General features: G+C 57.3%; 17 protein-coding genes. 10 read left to right on the forward strand and 7 right to left on the reverse strand.

The genetic code is table 11. The features are described from left to right. Positions 1–2: 2 nt before the first annotated feature. The 4 genes from murJ to rimJ form a co-directional block, all read right to left on the reverse strand. A complete protein-coding gene (gene murJ / locus IAE48_RS21225; RefSeq protein WP_139964968.1) occupies positions 3–1,538 on the reverse strand; it encodes a murein biosynthesis integral membrane protein MurJ in 1,536 nt (511 codons plus the stop codon). Positions 1,539–1,644: 106 nt separating this feature from the next. Continuing rightward, on the reverse strand, positions 1,645–2,568 hold the full coding sequence (locus IAE48_RS21230) for a Gfo/Idh/MocA family protein (RefSeq protein WP_200135511.1): 924 nt from the start codon (positions 2,566–2,568) through the stop codon (positions 1,645–1,647). Between the two features lie 2 nt (positions 2,569–2,570). Further along, positions 2,571–3,218, reverse strand: coding sequence for a YceH family protein (locus IAE48_RS21235; protein ID WP_200135512.1), 648 nt, complete (start codon positions 3,216–3,218; stop codon positions 2,571–2,573). Between the two features lie 9 nt (positions 3,219–3,227). Continuing rightward, on the reverse strand, positions 3,228–3,812 hold the full coding sequence (gene rimJ, locus IAE48_RS21240) for a ribosomal protein S5-alanine N-acetyltransferase (protein WP_076769679.1): 585 nt from the start codon (positions 3,810–3,812) through the stop codon (positions 3,228–3,230). A 235-nt stretch (positions 3,813–4,047) separates the two neighbouring features. Between rimJ and mdtH the strand changes: the two genes are divergently transcribed. The 9 genes from mdtH (at position 4,048) to IAE48_RS21285 (ending at position 11,441) form a co-directional block, all read left to right on the forward strand. After that, on the forward strand, positions 4,048–5,256 hold the full coding sequence (gene mdtH, locus IAE48_RS21245) for a multidrug efflux MFS transporter MdtH (RefSeq protein ID WP_200135513.1): 1,209 nt from the start codon (positions 4,048–4,050) through the stop codon (positions 5,254–5,256). Between the two features lie 65 nt (positions 5,257–5,321). Further along, positions 5,322–5,969 (forward strand): glutaredoxin 2, encoded by a 648-nt coding sequence (gene grxB, locus IAE48_RS21250; RefSeq protein ID WP_023481875.1) that lies wholly within the window; start codon positions 5,322–5,324, stop codon positions 5,967–5,969. Between the two features lie 121 nt (positions 5,970–6,090). Next, entirely contained in the window at positions 6,091–6,651 is a 561-nt protein-coding gene (locus IAE48_RS21255) for a lipoprotein (protein WP_200135514.1), read from the forward strand. Between the two features lie 114 nt (positions 6,652–6,765). Then, positions 6,766–7,809, forward strand: a complete 1,044-nt coding sequence (gene pyrC, locus IAE48_RS21260; RefSeq protein WP_023481733.1) for a dihydroorotase — start codon at positions 6,766–6,768, stop codon at positions 7,807–7,809. A 75-nt stretch (positions 7,810–7,884) separates the two neighbouring features. After that, positions 7,885–8,130, forward strand: coding sequence for a DNA damage-inducible protein I (gene dinI, locus IAE48_RS21265; protein ID WP_042714746.1), 246 nt, complete (start codon positions 7,885–7,887; stop codon positions 8,128–8,130). Positions 8,131–8,408: 278 nt separating this feature from the next. After that, positions 8,409–8,663, forward strand: coding sequence for a biofilm formation regulator BssS (gene bssS, locus IAE48_RS21270; protein WP_023481711.1), 255 nt, complete (start codon positions 8,409–8,411; stop codon positions 8,661–8,663). Between the two features lie 116 nt (positions 8,664–8,779). Next, entirely contained in the window at positions 8,780–9,898 is a 1,119-nt protein-coding gene (gene solA, locus IAE48_RS21275; RefSeq protein ID WP_200135515.1) for an N-methyl-L-tryptophan oxidase, read from the forward strand. A gap of 398 nt (positions 9,899–10,296) precedes the next feature. Then, complete coding sequence (locus tag IAE48_RS21280) at positions 10,297–10,863, forward strand: cytochrome b (RefSeq protein ID WP_094420246.1); 567 nt, start codon at positions 10,297–10,299, stop codon at positions 10,861–10,863. 2 nt (positions 10,864–10,865) lie between these two features. After that, a complete protein-coding gene (locus IAE48_RS21285) occupies positions 10,866–11,441 on the forward strand; it encodes a YceI family protein (protein ID WP_023481320.1) in 576 nt (191 codons plus the stop codon). A 42-nt stretch (positions 11,442–11,483) separates the two neighbouring features. Here the strand turns inward: IAE48_RS21285 and IAE48_RS21290 are convergent, their stop codons facing one another. Further along, positions 11,484–12,533: a rhodanese-related sulfurtransferase gene (locus IAE48_RS21290; protein WP_200135516.1), complete on the reverse strand. Its 1,050-nt coding sequence runs from the start codon at positions 12,531–12,533 to the stop codon at positions 11,484–11,486. Between the two features lie 217 nt (positions 12,534–12,750). Between IAE48_RS21290 and IAE48_RS21295 the strand changes: the two genes are divergently transcribed. Beyond that, positions 12,751–13,671: a Kdo(2)-lipid IV(A) acyltransferase gene (locus IAE48_RS21295; protein ID WP_200135517.1), complete on the forward strand. Its 921-nt coding sequence runs from the start codon at positions 12,751–12,753 to the stop codon at positions 13,669–13,671. Between the two features lie 42 nt (positions 13,672–13,713). Here IAE48_RS21295 and IAE48_RS21300 read toward each other — a convergent pair whose 3' ends face one another. Together IAE48_RS21300 and IAE48_RS21305 are read right to left on the reverse strand one after the other, a co-directional pair. Further along, positions 13,714–15,195, reverse strand: a complete 1,482-nt coding sequence (locus tag IAE48_RS21300) for an MdtP family multidrug efflux transporter outer membrane subunit (protein ID WP_200135518.1) — start codon at positions 15,193–15,195, stop codon at positions 13,714–13,716. Positions 15,196–15,198: 3 nt separating this feature from the next. Next, positions 15,199–17,139 carry an FUSC family protein gene (locus IAE48_RS21305; RefSeq protein ID WP_200135519.1) on the reverse strand — a complete coding sequence of 647 codons (1,941 nt, stop codon included), beginning with the start codon at positions 17,137–17,139 and terminating at the stop codon, positions 15,199–15,201.

Below are 17,139 nucleotides of genomic sequence, written 5' to 3' on the forward strand. Positions count from 1 at the left end.
TTTTATACCGTCCGGCGCGCGAACTCTTTCACTTTAAACCCGAGCAGTGCAAGGGTAACAAAGTAAGCAACAATACCCGCCCCAACCACTATCATCAGGCGCAGCAAGCGGTACGGCATTGTTCCTGTCGCCCAGTCAGGCATCACATACAACATCCCTACCAGCGCGGCGGCCATAACTACCACGGCAATTACCAGACGAAGCAGAAAACGGCTCCAGCCCGGCTGCGGGGTAAAGATCTTCTGCTTACGCAGCTGCCAGTAGAGCAGGCTGGCATTGAGACAGGCCGCCAGACCAATCGACAGCGACAGCCCGGCATGCTTCAGCGGGCCGATAAATGCCAGGTTCATCACCTGGGTCATCAGCAGCGTCACTATGGCGATTTTGACCGGCGTTTTAATGTCCTGGCGTGAATAGAAACCCGGTGCCAGCACCTTCACCACGATCAACCCCATCAATCCGACCGAATAGGCGATCAGCGCGCGCTGGGTCATTGCCGCATCAAAAGCGGTGAATTTGCCGTACTGGAACAGCGAAACGGTCAACGGCTTGGCGAGAATGCCGAGCGCCACTGCACTGGGAAGCGCCAGCAGGAAACAGAGGCGCAGGCCCCAGTCCATCAAGCGGCAATACTCCTCCTGATTGCCGCTGGAGAAGCTTTTCGACAGCGATGGCAGCAGGATCGTCCCGAGCGCTACGCCCAGCACACCGGAGGGGAACTCCATTAAGCGGTCGGCGTAATACATCCACGACACGGAGCCGGAGACGAGGAACGAGGCGAATATGGTGTTGATGATAAGCGAGATCTGGCTGACGGAGACGCCGAGGATCGCTGGCCCCATCTGCTTCACCACACGCATTGCACCCGCATCGCGCAGGTTGATACGCGGCAGCACCAGCATGCCAATCTTCTTCAGATGCGGCAGTTGATAGACCAGTTGCAGCACGCCACCGACGGTCACCGCCCAGGCCAGCGCCAGCACCGGCGGATGGAAGTAAGGCGCGGCAAATAGCGCAAAACCAATCATGCTGACATTGAGAAAGGTGGGTGCAAACGCCGGTACCGAAAAGCGGTTCCAGGTATTGAGGATCGCCCCTGCCAGCGACGCCAGCGAGATCAGCAGAATATAGGGAAAGGTAATGCGCAACAGCTGCGAGGTGAGGTTGAATTTATCTGCCGTATCGGCAAACCCCGGCGCGGTAACGAGGATAACCCAGGGCGCGGCGAGCATCCCGATAACGGTGACTATCGCCAGCGCAAGGGTCAGCAGGCCGGAAACATAGGCGACAAAGACGCGGGTGGCATCTTCGCCCTGTTTGCTTTTGTACTCGGCGAGGATCGGCACAAAGGCCTGGGAAAAGGCGCCCTCGGCAAAAATACGCCGTAACAGGTTGGGCAGTTTAAAGGCGACAAAGAAGGCGTCCGTCGCCATCCCTGCGCCAAACACCCGTGCCACAATGGCATCGCGCGCAAAACCCAGCACGCGGGAAAACATTGTCATGGAGCTGACTGCCGCCAGCGATTTGAGTAGGTTCATTCTGGTTTCCATAAGACACAACGCCTGCTATGCAGGCGTTGGGATACAGCGAAGCGCTTAGTCTACAGGGAAAAAAGCGAATTACTATCGCCTGCGTTACCCCGCATTATTCACTCATCGCCTCGCGCCAGAGCTTCTCCACCACGCGTTGCGCCAGGATCGCCTGCTCGCCCGCGGTTTCCGGAACCGTCTGATTTTGCACACACTCGATAAAGTGGCGCGCGCAGCCGGCAAAACCGCGCTGCTCCAGCACGCTCTGCCAGCCGGGAATTGGGCGCGCAATAATCCCCTGCCCGCGCTCTTCGCGCCACTCGCGCATATCGGTAATATCCACCAGCCCGCCATCAGTCACTGCCTGCACCCACTCGCGCTGGCTGCCCGCCCGCCGGTGCATACTGGTAGTGATGTGCAGCGTGTCGGCGCTGAAGTGGTGCTCGGCATAGAGCATTGCGCCGTCGTCGGTGGTTTGCAGCGTGCCGCTCTGGATCTGCACGCGACCGCCCGCCAGCCATAGCGCGGTGTCGACCACATGCAGATAGTCATCAAGCAGCGTAAAGCGCAGGTCGTGCGGCCCGACGCTGTCGGCGCGGTGTTTATCCATGCGCAGCGACGCCGCCTGCGGCATCTGCTGTTTCAACTCGCGGTAGAGCGGCGAGAAACGGCGGTTAAAGCCAACCATCAGCGTCAGTTTTTTGCGCGCCGCCAGCTCGACTAAGCGCTCGGCATCTTTCAGGTTTTCCGCCAGCGGCTTATCGACGCAGACATGCACGCCAAGGTTGAGCAGCTCGCTCACCACCGCATAGTGCGAGGCGGTTGAGGTGTGCACGAAGACCGCATCGCACTGCGCCGCCAGCGACGCCAGCGAATCTGCATAAGGAATGCGCCAGGTTTCACACACCCGCAGGGCTTTGTCCCGCGTCGGCGACCAGGCCGCCGCCAGCGTCCACTCCGTTGCCGCGCCGAGTACCGGCAACCAGGCTTTCTGCGCGATACCGCCCAGCCCTACTACACCAATCCGTAATATCGTCACGCTTAATCCCCTAAATGTGCCAGCAACGAATCGAGACGCTGCTTCAGTTCCGCGACCTCACTCTCCAGCGCCTCAACGCGCGCCTCAAGGGTCTGCTCTGAGGGCGCAACGGCTTCCACTACATTGATCAGTGTCTGCATATCGCCACTGAAGAGGTGCATATAGCGGCTTTCACGCTTGCCCGGCTCGCGCGGCAGACGCACGACACAAGGGCCATCTTCACGGTTTGCCAGCTGCTCAAGGGCGTTTTCCACCTCGGCCATATCAGCAAAACGGTGCATGCGTTCCGCACGGCCACGCAGTTCGCCCGGCGTTTGCGGCCCGCGCAGCAATAGCGTGGCGATAAGCGCCACCTCTGCCGGGCTTAACTTCAGATCGCCAAATTCTGAGTTGCAGAAGCGCTGCTCATATTTGGTCACCCGATTACCAAAACCGCTAACGGTGCGCAGATAGTGGCGCTTTACCAGCTCATCAAGCACATCCTGGACCTCGTGCTCGCTCAGGTTCATCACCGGCTCGCGGTTGGTTTTTTGATTACAGGCCGTCACCACGCCGTTGATGGAGAGCGGATACTGCTCCGGCGTAGTGACCTGCTTCTCCAGCAGGCAGCCGATAACCCGCGCCTCGATGGCGGTGAGTTGATACTTCATCTCTGCTCCTTATCGTCCCGGAGTCCACTCCTGGGCGGTTAATGCGGTGAGGACGTGGTCGCGCCACTGCCCATCGATCAATAAATAGGATTTGGCATAGCCCTCTTTTTCGAACCCGAGGCGCGCCAGCAAGTCGCCGCTGCGTTTATTGTGCGGCATATAGTTGGCCATTATGCGGTGCATATGTTGCGTGCGCTGCATATAGCGAATGGCGGATGTCAGGGCTTCAAACATCAACCCTTGCCCCTGCCACTTCTGGCCGATGGAGTAGCCGAGATAACAGGCGTGAAACGAGCCGCGCACCACGTTGGAAAAGTTGGCAACGCCGACAATCTCTTTCTCTTCGGGATCGAGCAGGGCGAAGTAAAAAGCAGAGCCCTGTTTATGAAACTCATTGATCATCCCCAGACGCGCCTGCCAGCCGGAAGGGTAACAGTGGCTCTCATCGCGAACGGGCTCCCAGGGTTTTAAAAACTGGCGATTTTCCGCGTAATAATCCGCAAGCCGCCACGCATCGCGCTCGTGAACCAGGCGCACCACTAATCTGTCCGTTACCAAGCGTACTTTCGGCACATTACTGCGATAGCCAAACATGTTTACCACTCCTTCGTTTCGCGGCTTTTTTTACCCCTTCTCTTTACTATACCTTTGCTCTGCGACTCTGTGAAAACAGCAACATGGCATTTTCTGCGCCGCGCCCCCTTTTCGATGAAAAGTCTCAATCAAACGCCCGCCTTGATAAAAAAATATTGTCGCGGTGAATGTGTGAAAACGGTTGCCGAAGCCGCAGAATAGAGGCGTCACCTTTTTCTGATTTCCCGGAGGGGAAATGGCGCGCATCTCGCAGGCAAGGAGCCTGGGTAAATATTTCCTGCTGGTCGATAATTTTTTGGTGGTGCTCGGTTTTTTTGTTGTCTTCCCCCTGATTTCCATTCGTTTTGTTGATCAACTTGGCTGGGCCGCGCTGATGGTCGGGATCGCGCTCGGCCTGCGTCAGTTTATTCAGCAGGGGCTAGGCATGTTTGGCGGCGCGATCGCCGACCGCTTTGGCGCAAAACCGCTGATTGTCACCGGCATGCTGATGCGCGCAGCAGGATTCGCGGCGATGGGAATGGCGCATGAGCCGTGGGTGCTATGGCTCTCCTGTATCCTTTCCGGGCTTGGCGGCACGCTGTTCGACCCGCCGCGTTCAGCGCTGGTGGTCAAACTGGTGCGTCCGCGCCAGCGCGGTCGCTTCTTCTCGCTGCTGATGATGCAGGATAGCGCCGGGGCGGTTATCGGCGCGCTGCTCGGCAGCCAGCTGCTGCAGTATGATTTCCGTCTGGTGTGTGCCGCCGGGGCGCTGATGTTTATCCTCTGCGCGGGCTTTAACGCCTGGCTGCTGCCAGCATGGAAGCTGTCGACGGTGAAAACACCGGTGCGCGAAGGCTTAGCCCGCGTGCTGCGTGACAAGAAGTTCGTCACCTATGTCTTAACACTCAGCGGTTACTACATGCTGGCGGTACAGGTGATGCTGATGCTGCCGATTATGGTCAACGACGTTGCCGGATCGCCGACGCCGGTTAAATGGATGTACGCCATTGAGGCCTGTCTCTCGCTGACGCTGCTCTACCCGATTGCGCGCTGGAGCGAAAAGCGCTTTCGCCTTGAGCAGCGCCTGATGTTCGGCCTGGTGGTGATGTCATTCAGCCTCTTTCCGATGGGCATGGTCGGCTCCCTGCAACAGCTTTTTACACTTATCTGCACCTTCTATATCGGCTCGATTATCGCCGAACCGGCACGGGAAACCCTGAGCGCTCAGCTGGCCGATGCGCGGGCGCGCGGCAGCTATATGGGCTTTAGCCGCTTAGGTCTGGCCTTTGGCGGCGCGCTTGGCTACGCTGGCGGCGGCTGGCTGTTTGACGCCGGGAAAGCCTTTCGCCAGCCGGAGCTGCCGTGGATAATGCTCGGCGTGATTGGGCTTATCACCTCCCTTGCTCTGCTGTGGCAGTTTGCCCCGCGCCGCGTTCAGCCGCCGATGCTCGAACCGGGTGCCTGATTTGCGCCACCTCTACCTCTCTTCCATACTGATTAGTGATGGATAAACCTGTATGGAGGAGAAACGTGAAACTCTACATTTACGATCACTGCCCTTTCTGTGTAAAAGCCCGCATGATTTTCGGCCTTAAGAATCTCCCGGTTGAACTCCATGTCCTGCAAAGCGATGACGAAGCGACGCCGACCCGCATGATTGGTCAGAAGATGGCGCCGATCCTGCAAAAAGATGACAGCCGCTACCTGCCCGAAAGCCTCGATATTGTTCACTACGTTGATAAGCTCGACGGTCAACCGCTGCTGACCGGCTCGCGCAATCCGAAGATCGAGGAGTGGCTGCGTAAGGTGAATGGCTACGTTAATAAGCTGCTGATCCCGCGCTTCGCGCAGGCCCCCTTTGACGAGTTTTCCACCCCGCAGGCACGCGCCTACTTCACCGCCAAAAAAGAGGCGGCGATTGGCGATTTTGCCGATCACCTCTCCCACTCTGCCGGGCTGGTGAAGAATATCAGCGACGATCTGCGCGCGCTGGAGAAGCACATCGTGCAGCCGAACGCCGTTAACGGCGAACTGTCGGAAGATGATATTCATCTCTTCCCGCTGCTGCGTAACCTGACGATTGTCAGCGGCATTACGTGGCCGACCCGCGTTGCCGATTACCGCGACAATATGGCGAAACAGACCCAGGTTAACCTTCTCTCTTCCATGGCTATCTAAGCCGTTCATGGCGGAAGCGACCCGCTTCCGCCCCTTCTTTAAGTATTTTCTGCTGGCCTTTGCGTCGGCCGTCGCGCATGCTACACCTCGATCGAGGCATCAGGACCACGTTGAGGAATTCATGAAGAAGATGATTTTGGCCGCAGCACTCATGCTGAGCGGCGTGCTGGTGGGGTGCAATCAACTGACCCAATACACAATCAGCGAGCAGGAGATTAACCAGGCCCTGGAGAAACGGAATAACTTCGCCAAAGATATTGGCGTGCCGGGCGTGGCTGATGCGCATATTGTTCTCAGCAATCTTGCCAGCGCGATTGGCCGCGAAGAGCCAAATAAAATCACCTTAACGGGCGATGCCAACCTGGATATGACCTCGTTGTTCGGTAATCAAAAAGCGGTGATCAAGCTGAAGCTGAAAGCGCTGCCGACCTTTGATAAGGATCAGGGTGCAATCTACCTGCACGAGATGGAAGTGGTGGACGCGACGGTAACGCCGGAAAAGATGCAGAGCGTGCTGCAAACCGTGATGCCTTACCTGAACCAGTCTCTGCGCAACTACTTTAACCAGCGCCCGGCCTATGTGCTGAAAGAAGACAGTACCAAAGGCGAAGCGCTGGCGAAGAAATATGCCAAAGGCATTGAGGTGAAGCCGGGAGAGATTGTCATCCCGCTTACCGACTGAATCACTGGGCGCCTGGCGCCCTTTTTTTCAGGAAAAGGATGCAAACGAAAACGTTTCCCCTTATGCTTGGTCTCCGGCAAAAACAGCCCTTTCTCACTTAGCCGGAGCCCTCCAATGACACAACCTCAGGTTTTGAAAATCCGCCGTCCTGACGACTGGCATCTCCATCTGCGCGACGGCGATATGCTGAAAACCGTGGTGCCGTGGACCAGCGAAACCTACGCCCGCGCCATTGTGATGCCTAACCTGGCTCCCCCTGTAACTACCGTTGAGGCGGCTATCGCCTATCGTCAGCGCATCCTTGACGCGGTGCCTGCCGGTCAGCACTTCGAACCGCTGATGACCTGCTATCTGACCGACAGCCTGGATCCTGATGAGATCGAACGCGGCTTTGCGGAAAAGGTCTTTACCGCAGCAAAGCTCTACCCGGCAAACGCCACCACCAACTCCAGCCACGGCGTCACCAGTATTGATGCCATCATGCCGGTGCTTGAGCGTATGGAGAAGCTCGGCATGCCGCTGCTGGTGCATGGCGAAGTGACCCACGCGGAGATCGATATTTTCGATCGTGAAGCGCGCTTTATCGAGACAGTGATGGAGCCGCTGCGCAAGCGGCTGCCGGAGCTGAAAGTGGTATTCGAGCACATCACCACCAAAGATGCCGCCGACTATGTGCGCGACGGCAATGAGCGGCTGGCCGCCACCATCACCCCGCAGCATTTGCTGTTTAACCGCAACCATATGCTGGTGGGCGGCGTGCGCCCGCACCTCTACTGCTTACCGATCCTCAAGCGTAATATCCACCAGCAGGCGCTGCGTGAGCTGGTCGCCAGCGGGTTTGATCGCGTCTTCCTCGGCACCGACTCGGCTCCGCATGCCCGCCATCGCAAAGAGGCGAGCTGCGGCTGTGCAGGCTGTTTCAATGCGCCAACGGCGCTGGCCAGCTACGCCACGGTGTTTGAAGAGATGAACGCGCTGCAGCACTTCGAAGCCTTCTGCTCCCTCAACGGGCCGCGCTTCTATGGCCTGCCGGTGAATGAAGAGTTTATTGAACTGGTGCGGGAAGAGTGCGTGGTGCCGGAGTCGATTGCGCTGGCGGACGATACGCTGGTGCCCTTCCTCGCCGGTGAAACCGTTCGCTGGCAGGTAAAACGCTAAATATTCTTATGCCCCCTGTTGTAATGTGTTCCGATTAACTGTATAAACATACAGTATCTTACACAGGGGGCTGTTATGCGCATTGAAGTGACGATTGCCAGAACCACATCTTTACCTGCAGGCGCTATCGATGCGCTGGCAGGTGAGTTATCCCGCCGTCTGAATGACCACTATCCCGATCGCGAAAATAAAATTTCTGTCCGTTATGCGTCAGCAAATAATCTCTCCGTCCTTGGCGGCGCGAAAGAAGATAAAGACCGCGTTAGCGAAATCCTGCAAGAGACCTGGGAAAGCGCTGACGATTGGTTTATCACCGATTAATTTCCCTCTGAAGTTGAAGTTATTGCCGGGTCGCCCCGGCTTTTTTTGCTTCAATTTTAAGCAAAACCGTAACATCTGATTTTCCTAGCGAAATGAGTCGCTTATCTTTTCGCCACTCCCTTAAGAAAAATCTATGACTACAAAAAAGATGTTGCAGAGTGTTTATTTTTTCGATCACCGGGTCGGGTTGTTGATATACTGAAAAGGCTTCAAATTAAAACACGCATTGAACCTCGAACGTCGTTGTCTAATTAAAACACGCCAAACAGGGGGTTATGATGGTAAAGAATAATGAAGTCATCCAGACCCATCCACTGGTCGGATGGGACATCAGCACCGTAGACAGCTATGACGCACTGATGCTCCGGTTGCATTACCAGACCCCGAACAGAGCCGCTCAGGAAGGGACTGAAATCGGTCAGACGTTATGGTTAACAACCGATGTTGCCCGCCAGTTTATTTCGATTCTGGAAGCGGGCATTGCCAAGATTGAATCAGGCGATTACGAAAAAGACGAGTATAAGAGGCATTAACACCATCTGCGCATACTCAACATCAGGCACCCTCGCGGTGCCTTTCTTTTTTCTGCCCTTGTATAAGCCCCCCAGGTTATTTACCCTCCTGAACACGCATTTGCCTGGAGAGAACCATGACATACGACCTGATTATTATCGGCAGCGGATCCGTTGGCGCAGCAGCAGGCTACTACGCCACGCGCGCCGGGCTTAAGGTGCTGATGACCGATGCGCATATGCCGCCGCACAGTGAAGGCAGCCATCACGGCAATACGCGCCTGATCCGCCACGCCTACGGCGAAGGCGAGAAATATGTTCCGCTGGTGCTGCGCGCCCAGCAGTTATGGGATGAACTGAATACGCTCACCGGCGAAGCGGTTTTTGAGCGCACTGGCGTCATCAATTTTGGCCCGGCTGATTCTTCCTTCCTCGCCAACGTCGCCGCCAGTGCCGCACAGTGGAAGCTAACGCTTGAGAAGCTGGATGCCGCCTCGCTAATGGCCCGCTGGCCGGAGATCCGCGTTCCGGATGATTACATCGGTCTCTATGAAGCCGACTCCGGCGTGCTGCACAGTGAACTGGCGATCAAAAGCTGGGTCCAGCTGGCTGAACAGGCAGGCTGCGCGCAGCTCTTCAACTGCCCGGTGACCGCCCTGCACCATCATCAGGATGGCGTCACTATTGATACCCCGGAAGGGAGCTTCTCCGGCAAAAAAGCGCTGGTGAGCGCTGGCACCTGGGCGAAAACGCTGCTGCCAACCCTGCCGATTCAGCCGGTGCGCAAAGTATTTGCCTGGTTCCAGGCCGATGGCCGTTACAGCGTGAAAAATAACTTCCCGGCGTTTACCGGTGAGATGCCGAACGGCGAGCACTACTACGGCTTCCCGGCGGTTGAGAATGAGTTAAAGATTGGCCGCCATAACGGCGGACAGGTGATTAACGCGGCCGACGAGCGCACGCCGTTTGGCGCAGAAGCCGGCGACGGCTCGGAGTGCTTCTCCTTTTTACGCCAGCATCTGCCGGGCATTGGCGGCTGCCTGTATGGCGCGTCCTGCACCTACGACAACTCGCCAGATGAAGACTTTATTATCGATACCCTGCCAGATGCGCCGAACACGCTGGTGGTTACCGGCCTGAGCGGTCACGGCTTTAAATTTGCCCCGGTTCTCGGCGAAATTGCCAGCGCCTTCGCGCAGCAGAAAACGCTGGAGTTCGATCTACAGCCCTTCTCTCTCGCCCGTTTTACGCGTTAACTTCACGGCGGCCCTATTTCGGGGCCGTTTATTTTGGTGGCAAATAAAGTAATCACCTGCGTGAAAATATGGCGGCATATATTCTCACCCGTCGGATTTCTTTTAATTTTGCTGACCCTCATGCACGCCAAAATGCTTACAAAAGCTGACACTTAGCGATTTATTCACCTTTTAAAGACAATATTTTTGAATACTTCAGAAGTATGACAACAGGCTCAACCTGCTGCTAATCCTGCCTTAAACGTTTCAACCTTCTAATAGCCTGAATATAAACTAACAAACTTATTCAAAATTTATGTTATAGAAAAAATAACAATCCAATTCGTTATTTTTGAGTTGCAATATTTGCTCACTGACGCCATTTTAAATTAACTTTTGGTTAACAGTGATGACCCGTTATGCAATTTCGCAACTCTCCGGCGCGCTACGGTTTTATTTCCGTGACGCTTCACTGGCTGGTCGCCATCGTGGTGTATGGTATGTTCGCCTTAGGGTTATGGATGGTCACGCTCAGCTATTACGATGGCTGGTATCATCAGGCACCCGAAATCCATAAAAGTATCGGCATTCTGCTGATGTTTGGCCTGGTGATCCGCCTGCTTTGGCGCTTTATCTCCCCGCCACCGCCGCCGTTGAAAAGCTACTCCACCGCCACGCGCATCGCCGCGGTGGTTGCCCATATCGTTCTCTACCTGCTGTTATTTAGCATCGTCTTTAGCGGCTATCTCATCTCCACCGCCGATGGTAAACCGATTAACGTCTTTGGCCTGTTTGAGATCCCTGCCACGCTTGCCGATGCCGGCTCGCAGGCGGATCTCGCCGGAACCATTCACCTGTGGCTGGCCTGGAGCGTAGTGGTTCTCTCCGTGCTGCACGGCCTTGCTGCCTTTAAACACCATTTCATTGATAAAGACGCCACTCTCAAGCGGATGCTGGGAAAATCGTCACCTGACTCTGGAGCATAAGTATGAAGAAGATCCTGCCGGGACTCGCTCTCGCCTCGCTGCTGTTCACCACCGGTTCTGCTGTAGCGGCAGACTACAAGATCGATAAAGAGGGCCAGCACGCCTTCGTTAACTTCCGTATCCAGCACCTTGGTTACAGCTGGTTATACGGTACGTTTAAGGACTTCGACGGTAGCTTTACCTTTGATGAGGCCAACCCGGCGGCCGACAAAGTGAATGTCACCATCAATACCAACAGTGTCGACACCAACCACGCCGAGCGTGATAAACACCTGCGCAGCGCAGAGTTCCTCAACGTGGCGAAGTTCCCGAAAGCGACCTTCACCTCAACGTCGGTGAAAAAGGATGGTGATGAACTGGATATTACCGGCAACCTGACCCTGAACGGCGTCACCAAACCGGTTGAGCTGGAAGCGAAACTGCTGGGCCAGGGCAATGACCCGTGGGGCGGCGTGCGCGCAGGCTTTGAAGCCTCCGGCAAGATCAAGCTGAAAGACTTTAACATCACCACCGATCTCGGCCCGGCATCGCAGGATGTTGAGCTGATTATTTCGGTTGAAGGTGTGCGCCAGAAGTAAGCAGGCGTAAAAAAAGGAGAGGGGTTCCCCTCTCCTTCTGCATTATTCCGGGTCCGGAATGCCCAGTTTGGTGTTCAGGCGACCACGCGATTTATTGAAGATCTTATTGCCATTCTCGCGCCCGGCGCGGCGTTTACGCTGCTCCTCTTCCGGCAGCGCGCGCTCCTCTTTGCACAACTCGCTGCAGCAGCCGTCGAACTTCTCAGCACAACTCGGGCACTGAATAAACAGCAGGTGACAGCCATCGTTCAGGCAGTTGGTGTGGGCATCGCACGGCATGCCACACTGGTGGCAGTGCGCAATCACATCATCAGAGATGCGCTCGCCCATACGCTCGTCGAAAACAAAGTTTTTGCCGATAAAGCGCACCGGCAGACCCTGCTCGCGGGCGCGGCGGGCGTACTCAATAATACCGCCTTCGATATGCCACACTTTGTTGAAGCCGTTATGCTTCATCCAGGCGCTCGCTTTCTCGCAGCGAATGCCGCCGGTGCAGTACATGACAATCTTTTTATCTTTGTGTTCCTGCATCATCTCAACCGCTTTCGGCAACTGCTCGCGGAAGGTATCGGCCGGAATTTCCATCGCACCGTCGAAGTGGCCCACTTCATATTCGTAGTGGTTGCGCATATCGATAAACACCGCGTCAGGATCGTCAAGCATGGCGTTCACTTCCGCCGCTTTCAGGTAATCCCCAACATCGCTGGCATCAAAAGTCTCATCCTCAATGCCGTCCGCCACGATGCGGTCGCGCACCTTCATGCGCAGCACCCAGAAGGATTTACCGTCATCATCAATGGCGATATTCAGACGCAGCCCATCCAGCGCCGGATCGAAGGTATAGAGTGCTTCGCGAAACGCCTCGAATTTGCTCTGCGGCACGCTGATCTGCGCATTGATCCCTTCATGGGCGAGGTAGATACGCCCAAAAACGCTCAGCTGCGACAGGGTCTGGTAGAGCGCATCGCGCGTCGCCTGCGGGTTCACAATAGTGAAGTATTTGTAAAACGAGACGGTGACGCGCGGCTCGGTTTCGGCGAGCATGCGGGCTTTCAGTTCATCATTGGAGATGCGGTTGTGTAACACTGGCATGGTGTACGTATCCTGCAGAGTGGAGAGTGAAAAACGGGCGGCATCATAAAGCAAATAGTGTTAATTTACATCCCCACATTTTGCGCTACATTTCAACCCATTCATTTCACACTGTAATGCGCGTTGCGCTTATGGAACGCGGCTCTACCCCCTGGTTTTTGCGAATTACAAAAAAAGTGCGAGAATACAGGCCATTGTAGCTATACACAGGACAGTCATGACGCATTTACCCAAATTTTCGGCATCGCTGCTGCACCCCCGCTACTGGGCAACCTGGTTCGGGATCGGCGTGCTGTGGTTGGTGGTTCAACTTCCCTATCCGCTGCTTTACCGCTTAGGCTGCGCGCTCGGCCACCTTGCACAGCGCGTGATGAAACGCCGCGCGCACATTGCGCACCGCAACCTGACGCTCTGCTTCCCGCAGATGAGCGAGGAGGAGCGGCAGAAAATGGTGGCGAAGAATTTTGAATCCGTCGGCATGGGGCTAATTGAAACCGGCATGGCCTGGTTCTGGTCCGATCGCCGCATGCGCCGCTGGATGGATGTCTCCCATTTCGAACATGTGCGTAACGTACAGGCGCAGGGCCGCGGCATTCTGCTGATTGGCGTGCACTTCCTGACGCTGGAGATTGGCGCGCGGATGTTTGGTCTGAACGAGCCGGGCATCGGCGTCTACCGCCCGAATGACAACCCGGTTATCGATCTGCTGCAAACCTGGGGGCGCATGCGCTCCAATAAAAGCATGATTGACCGTAAAGATCTGAAAGGGATGATCCGCGCACTGAAAGCGGGTGAAGTGGTGTGGTACGCGCCGGATCACGACTACGGCCCGCGCGCTAGCGTCTTTGTCCCCTTCTTCGCCGTCGAGCAGGCTGCCTCCACCTCCGGCACCTGGATGCTGGCGCGCATGTCGCAGGCCTGCGTGGTGCCGTTTGTGCCGCGCCGCAAACCCGCCGGTAAAGGGTATGAGCTGATTATGCTTGAGCCGGAGTGCTCACCGCCGCTGGACGATGCCGAAACCACCGCCGCGTGGATGAACAAAGTGGTGGAGCGCTGCATTATGATGGCGCCTGAGCAATATATGTGGCTGCATCGCCGCTTCAAAACCCGCCCGCAGGGCGTGCCTTCCCGCTACTAACCGCCCCGCTCCGCCTGTAAACCACGGGCGGAGCCGCCTCTGTTACGGCTTCTCTTCACCCTTTTCGTTCTCGTTACGGTAACCGCCGCCCAGCGCTTTAATCAGTGTGATATCGGTGCTGAGCTGCTGCGCCTGCATATCGAGCAGCAGAAGCTGTTGCGCCAGCGCTAAACGACGTGCCTCCTGCGCCCTGAAGCGGCTCAGCAGCCCGCGCTGGTAATGGGCTGCGGCGCTGTTGGTTGCCGTCATCGCCGCGCGCACCTTCTCCTGCTGCATCGCCACCATCTGGTTGAGATCGTTAAGCTGGCTGGAGGTGATCGCCACATCGCGCACCGCGTCGAGCACCGCCTGGTTGTACTGTTTGATCAGGATGTTACTGGCGGTACGGACTGATTTCAGGTGGGCATTTAACCGCCCGCCGTCAAACAGCGGCAACGTGAGTGCAGGCAGAATATTGAGCTGCTGGAAGGAGTAGCGGAAGAGATCGCCGACATCAAAAGCGTTGTAACCCCAGAAGGCTTTGATATCAAAGTGCGGGTAAAACGCCGCCTTCGCTGAGTCCACCTGGCTCATGGTGGCAGTAACATACCCGCGCAGCGCCTGCAGATCGGGGCGGCGCGCCAGCAGTTCAAAGGAGAGCGACGCGGGCAGCGTTTGTTGAAGTTGCGGCAGCGCCACCGGATGAATGTCAGGCATGCTCTGCGCGTCCGCGCCAATCAGCGCCCGCAGGGTCTCGCGGTAGCGCGTTAACGCGCCGTTCGCTTCCACCAGCTGTTGCTGCGCCGCCAGCCGTTCAGCCTGCGCACCGGCGAGATCGACACTATCCTCCAGCCCGCGCGCCGCACGCTGCTGATGCGCCTGCTCGGAGAAGCGGGCAATCTCTTGCTGCTCATTGAGCAGGGCGATGCGTGCAAACGTCGCCTGCATCGCAAAGTAGAGCTGAGCAACACTGCTGGCGATATCCAGCTCAATCGCCGCCGTCTCGGCAAGCCTCGCATTCTGCTCACCAATCGCGGCTGCCACGCGCGCGCGATCCGAGCCCCAGAGATCGAGATTGAGCGACGCGCCCACGCCCACCGTATTCAGCGTGTACCACGGGCCCTGTTTATCGACCGGCAGCGAATAGGCGTAGGGCCAGGTCGCTTTCGCATCCCTGTCCGACACGCGCATATAGTTTTGCGCGGCAACGGCCCCAGCCTGCACGCCCATTGCCGACTGCGCCAGCGCCACCGTTGACTGCGACTGCCCGACGCGCAGGCGCGCCGCCTGCATGGTAGGCGAGTTTTGCAACGCGCGGTTGACCAGCATGGTTAGCTGGCGATCGTGATAGTTTTCCCACCAGCGTGCCGCGGGCCAGCCACTATTTGCCAGATGGATCGCCTGCGCCAGTTGCGCCTTCTGCGGGTTGACGATCGTCACCTGCCCCGGATCGTCCTGCACCAGCGCACAACCCGATAACAGCAGCAGGCCAAATGCGGCCAGCGTGCCGCAGCGAAAACGCGAAGAGATCATTTTTGCGCGCATACCTTACTCTGCCTGTCGCGAACTCAGTGAAAAGGGGGATGACCACGCCGGCAGGCTGGAGAGCACCTGCATCAGCGGCGGGCCATAGGGGTTTGCTGCATCGGCGCGCAGTGCCTTCAGATCCGGCTTCGGCTGCGCATGATCGATAGTCGCGGCGTAGGCCTCAACATACTCCGCGCAGCGGGGCAAAAAGGGATCGTCCGCTGCGGCATAGAGGCGATAGCCTTCGCTCAGGCGCACCAGCTCCTGCGCGCTGGCAAAGGTCTTGCCGCGCGGCCAGGCTTTCGCTTCTGCATGGGGATGCGCCCAGGTGTTGAGCGGCTCGGCGGCAACGCGATTGAGCAGCGCATCGCTCTCGGTCAGGCTGGCAAACAGCGCCGGTGTCGTGGACTCGCGATCTTTCGCCCGCAGCAGGTCCGCAATACGCCGGTAGAGGCGCGCGAGGCTGGCTTTGAGCTGTGGCGCTTCGCTGTCCGGCCATAAATAGAGATGGATCAGCGACGAGACCAGCACGCCGAGCAGGATGCCGATCACCCGGTCGCGCAGCTCGGTTAAGTTGGTGAGCGGGCCAAACCAGCTTAAAAAGGCCAGCGCAAAGGTAAAACCCAGCTGGATCCCGGCATAAGCAATGCGCTCAGAACCGCCCGCCAGCCAGGCTGCCAGCGCCATTACCGGCAACGCCATCCCCAGCAGGCCAACCAGCGACTCCGTCCACGGTTGAATGAAGATAATCAGCAGCAGCGCCAGCAGGGTTGCCAGCAATGCGCCGCCAATACGCAGCGCGATCTTCTGCATCGTCGCGCCAAGCCCCGGCTGCGCCACAATCACGCAGCTCAGCATAATGGTGTGGATGCCCTGCCAGTCCGTTGCGGTATAGAAGACGTAGCAGAGCAGCGTGGCCAGCACGGTTTTCAAAGTGAAGTGCAGATAGGCCGGGTTGCGCCAGGCATCCGGCGGCATTAAGGCTATCTTCTCCCCCTCACCGGGCGGCAAGGCAATGCTTTCTCCGCGCTGAAGCGAGGCCAGCAGCGCGGCAATCTCGCGCACAATCACATCATGCTTACTGTCAACGGGATCTCCACTCTCTTGCACTGCCGGCAGGTTGCCCTCCTCCACCTGCTGCGCCAGTGCAAACAGCGCATCGGCAAGCGGCCGCCGCGCCGTATCGTCCGCACCGGGTTGCAACAGCGCAATCAGTTGATAGCTGCGTAGCGTAAACGCCATCACGCTCTGCCACTTCTGCTGATTATCAGCAATTTCCGTGCTGGAGAGCCGCGCCAGCTTAAACAGCGTGTGCAGTTGCGCAACCTGGCGGGCAATGGCGCTAAAGGTGGGGCGGGTCTGTTCGAGGGAGTCAGCATCGGTTTGCGTCAGGCAGGTCGCCGTCTGGCGCAGCATCGCGGCGAGCGCGCTTTTGAACTGCCAGCCAGGAAACGCCTGCGCAAAACAGGCATTGACCAGCAGCGTCACCACAATGGCGCTGTTGATCGCCACCCACAGCCACAGCAGCAGGCGCACGAGGATCTCGCTCTGCCCGGTCATGGAGGGAAAAGTTTGCGCATAGATCACCGCCAGCGCCACGACAAAAAAGGCCAGCCCCAGCTTGCCCATAATGCGCATCAGATAGACGGCAAGGGAGAAGAGCAGCACCGAGGCGACAAGGCGCACCAGCGGATAGTCATAGGTCCACTTGATAATCAGCAGCACGCCGCCCAGTACCAGCGTCACCACCAGCATAAAGGCGACGCTGACCAGCGAAATCATCACTACGTTGGGCTGGCTGACATAGAAAACGACAATCAGGGCTATTGCCAGAAAGGGGATCTGCAGGCTCATAAACAGCGTAATCAGGATCGCGCAGCTGATTGTCATACGCAGGGTGTAGTTGCCCCGCCCCGGCGTGGCGCGCAGCTCTTTTTGCAGATAACCCCAGGCGCGCTCCAT

The organism is Kosakonia sp. S57 (assembly GCF_016516575.1).
Taxonomy (GTDB): domain Bacteria; phylum Pseudomonadota; class Gammaproteobacteria; order Enterobacterales; family Enterobacteriaceae; genus Kosakonia; species Kosakonia cowanii.

Bases quoted from the DNA above. Each gene is read 5' to 3' on its own strand.
- IAE48_RS21290 (WP_200135516.1), bottom strand. From the start codon at position 12,533: ATGCCAGTGTTACACAACCGCATCTCCAATGATGAACTGAAAGCCCGC.
- dinI (WP_042714746.1), top strand. From the start codon at position 7,885: ATGCGCATTGAAGTGACGATTGCCAGAACCACATCTTTACCTGCAGGC.
- IAE48_RS21305 (WP_200135519.1), bottom strand. From the start codon at position 17,139: ATGGAGCGCGCCTGGGGTTATCTGCAAAAAGAGCTGCGCGCCACGCCG.
- IAE48_RS21285 (WP_023481320.1), top strand. From the start codon at position 10,866: ATGAAGAAGATCCTGCCGGGACTCGCTCTCGCCTCGCTGCTGTTCACC.
- IAE48_RS21255 (WP_200135514.1), top strand. From the start codon at position 6,091: ATGAAGAAGATGATTTTGGCCGCAGCACTCATGCTGAGCGGCGTGCTG.
- IAE48_RS21280 (WP_094420246.1), top strand. From the start codon at position 10,297: ATGCAATTTCGCAACTCTCCGGCGCGCTACGGTTTTATTTCCGTGACG.
- bssS (WP_023481711.1), top strand. From the start codon at position 8,409: ATGGTAAAGAATAATGAAGTCATCCAGACCCATCCACTGGTCGGATGG.
- IAE48_RS21295 (WP_200135517.1), top strand. From the start codon at position 12,751: ATGACGCATTTACCCAAATTTTCGGCATCGCTGCTGCACCCCCGCTAC.
- murJ (WP_139964968.1), bottom strand. From the start codon at position 1,538: ATGAACCTACTCAAATCGCTGGCGGCAGTCAGCTCCATGACAATGTTT.
- solA (WP_200135515.1), top strand. From the start codon at position 8,780: ATGACATACGACCTGATTATTATCGGCAGCGGATCCGTTGGCGCAGCA.
- pyrC (WP_023481733.1), top strand. From the start codon at position 6,766: ATGACACAACCTCAGGTTTTGAAAATCCGCCGTCCTGACGACTGGCAT.
- IAE48_RS21300 (WP_200135518.1), bottom strand. From the start codon at position 15,195: ATGCGCGCAAAAATGATCTCTTCGCGTTTTCGCTGCGGCACGCTGGCC.
- IAE48_RS21235 (WP_200135512.1), bottom strand. From the start codon at position 3,218: ATGAAGTATCAACTCACCGCCATCGAGGCGCGGGTTATCGGCTGCCTG.
- rimJ (WP_076769679.1), bottom strand. From the start codon at position 3,812: ATGTTTGGCTATCGCAGTAATGTGCCGAAAGTACGCTTGGTAACGGAC.
- mdtH (WP_200135513.1), top strand. From the start codon at position 4,048: ATGGCGCGCATCTCGCAGGCAAGGAGCCTGGGTAAATATTTCCTGCTG.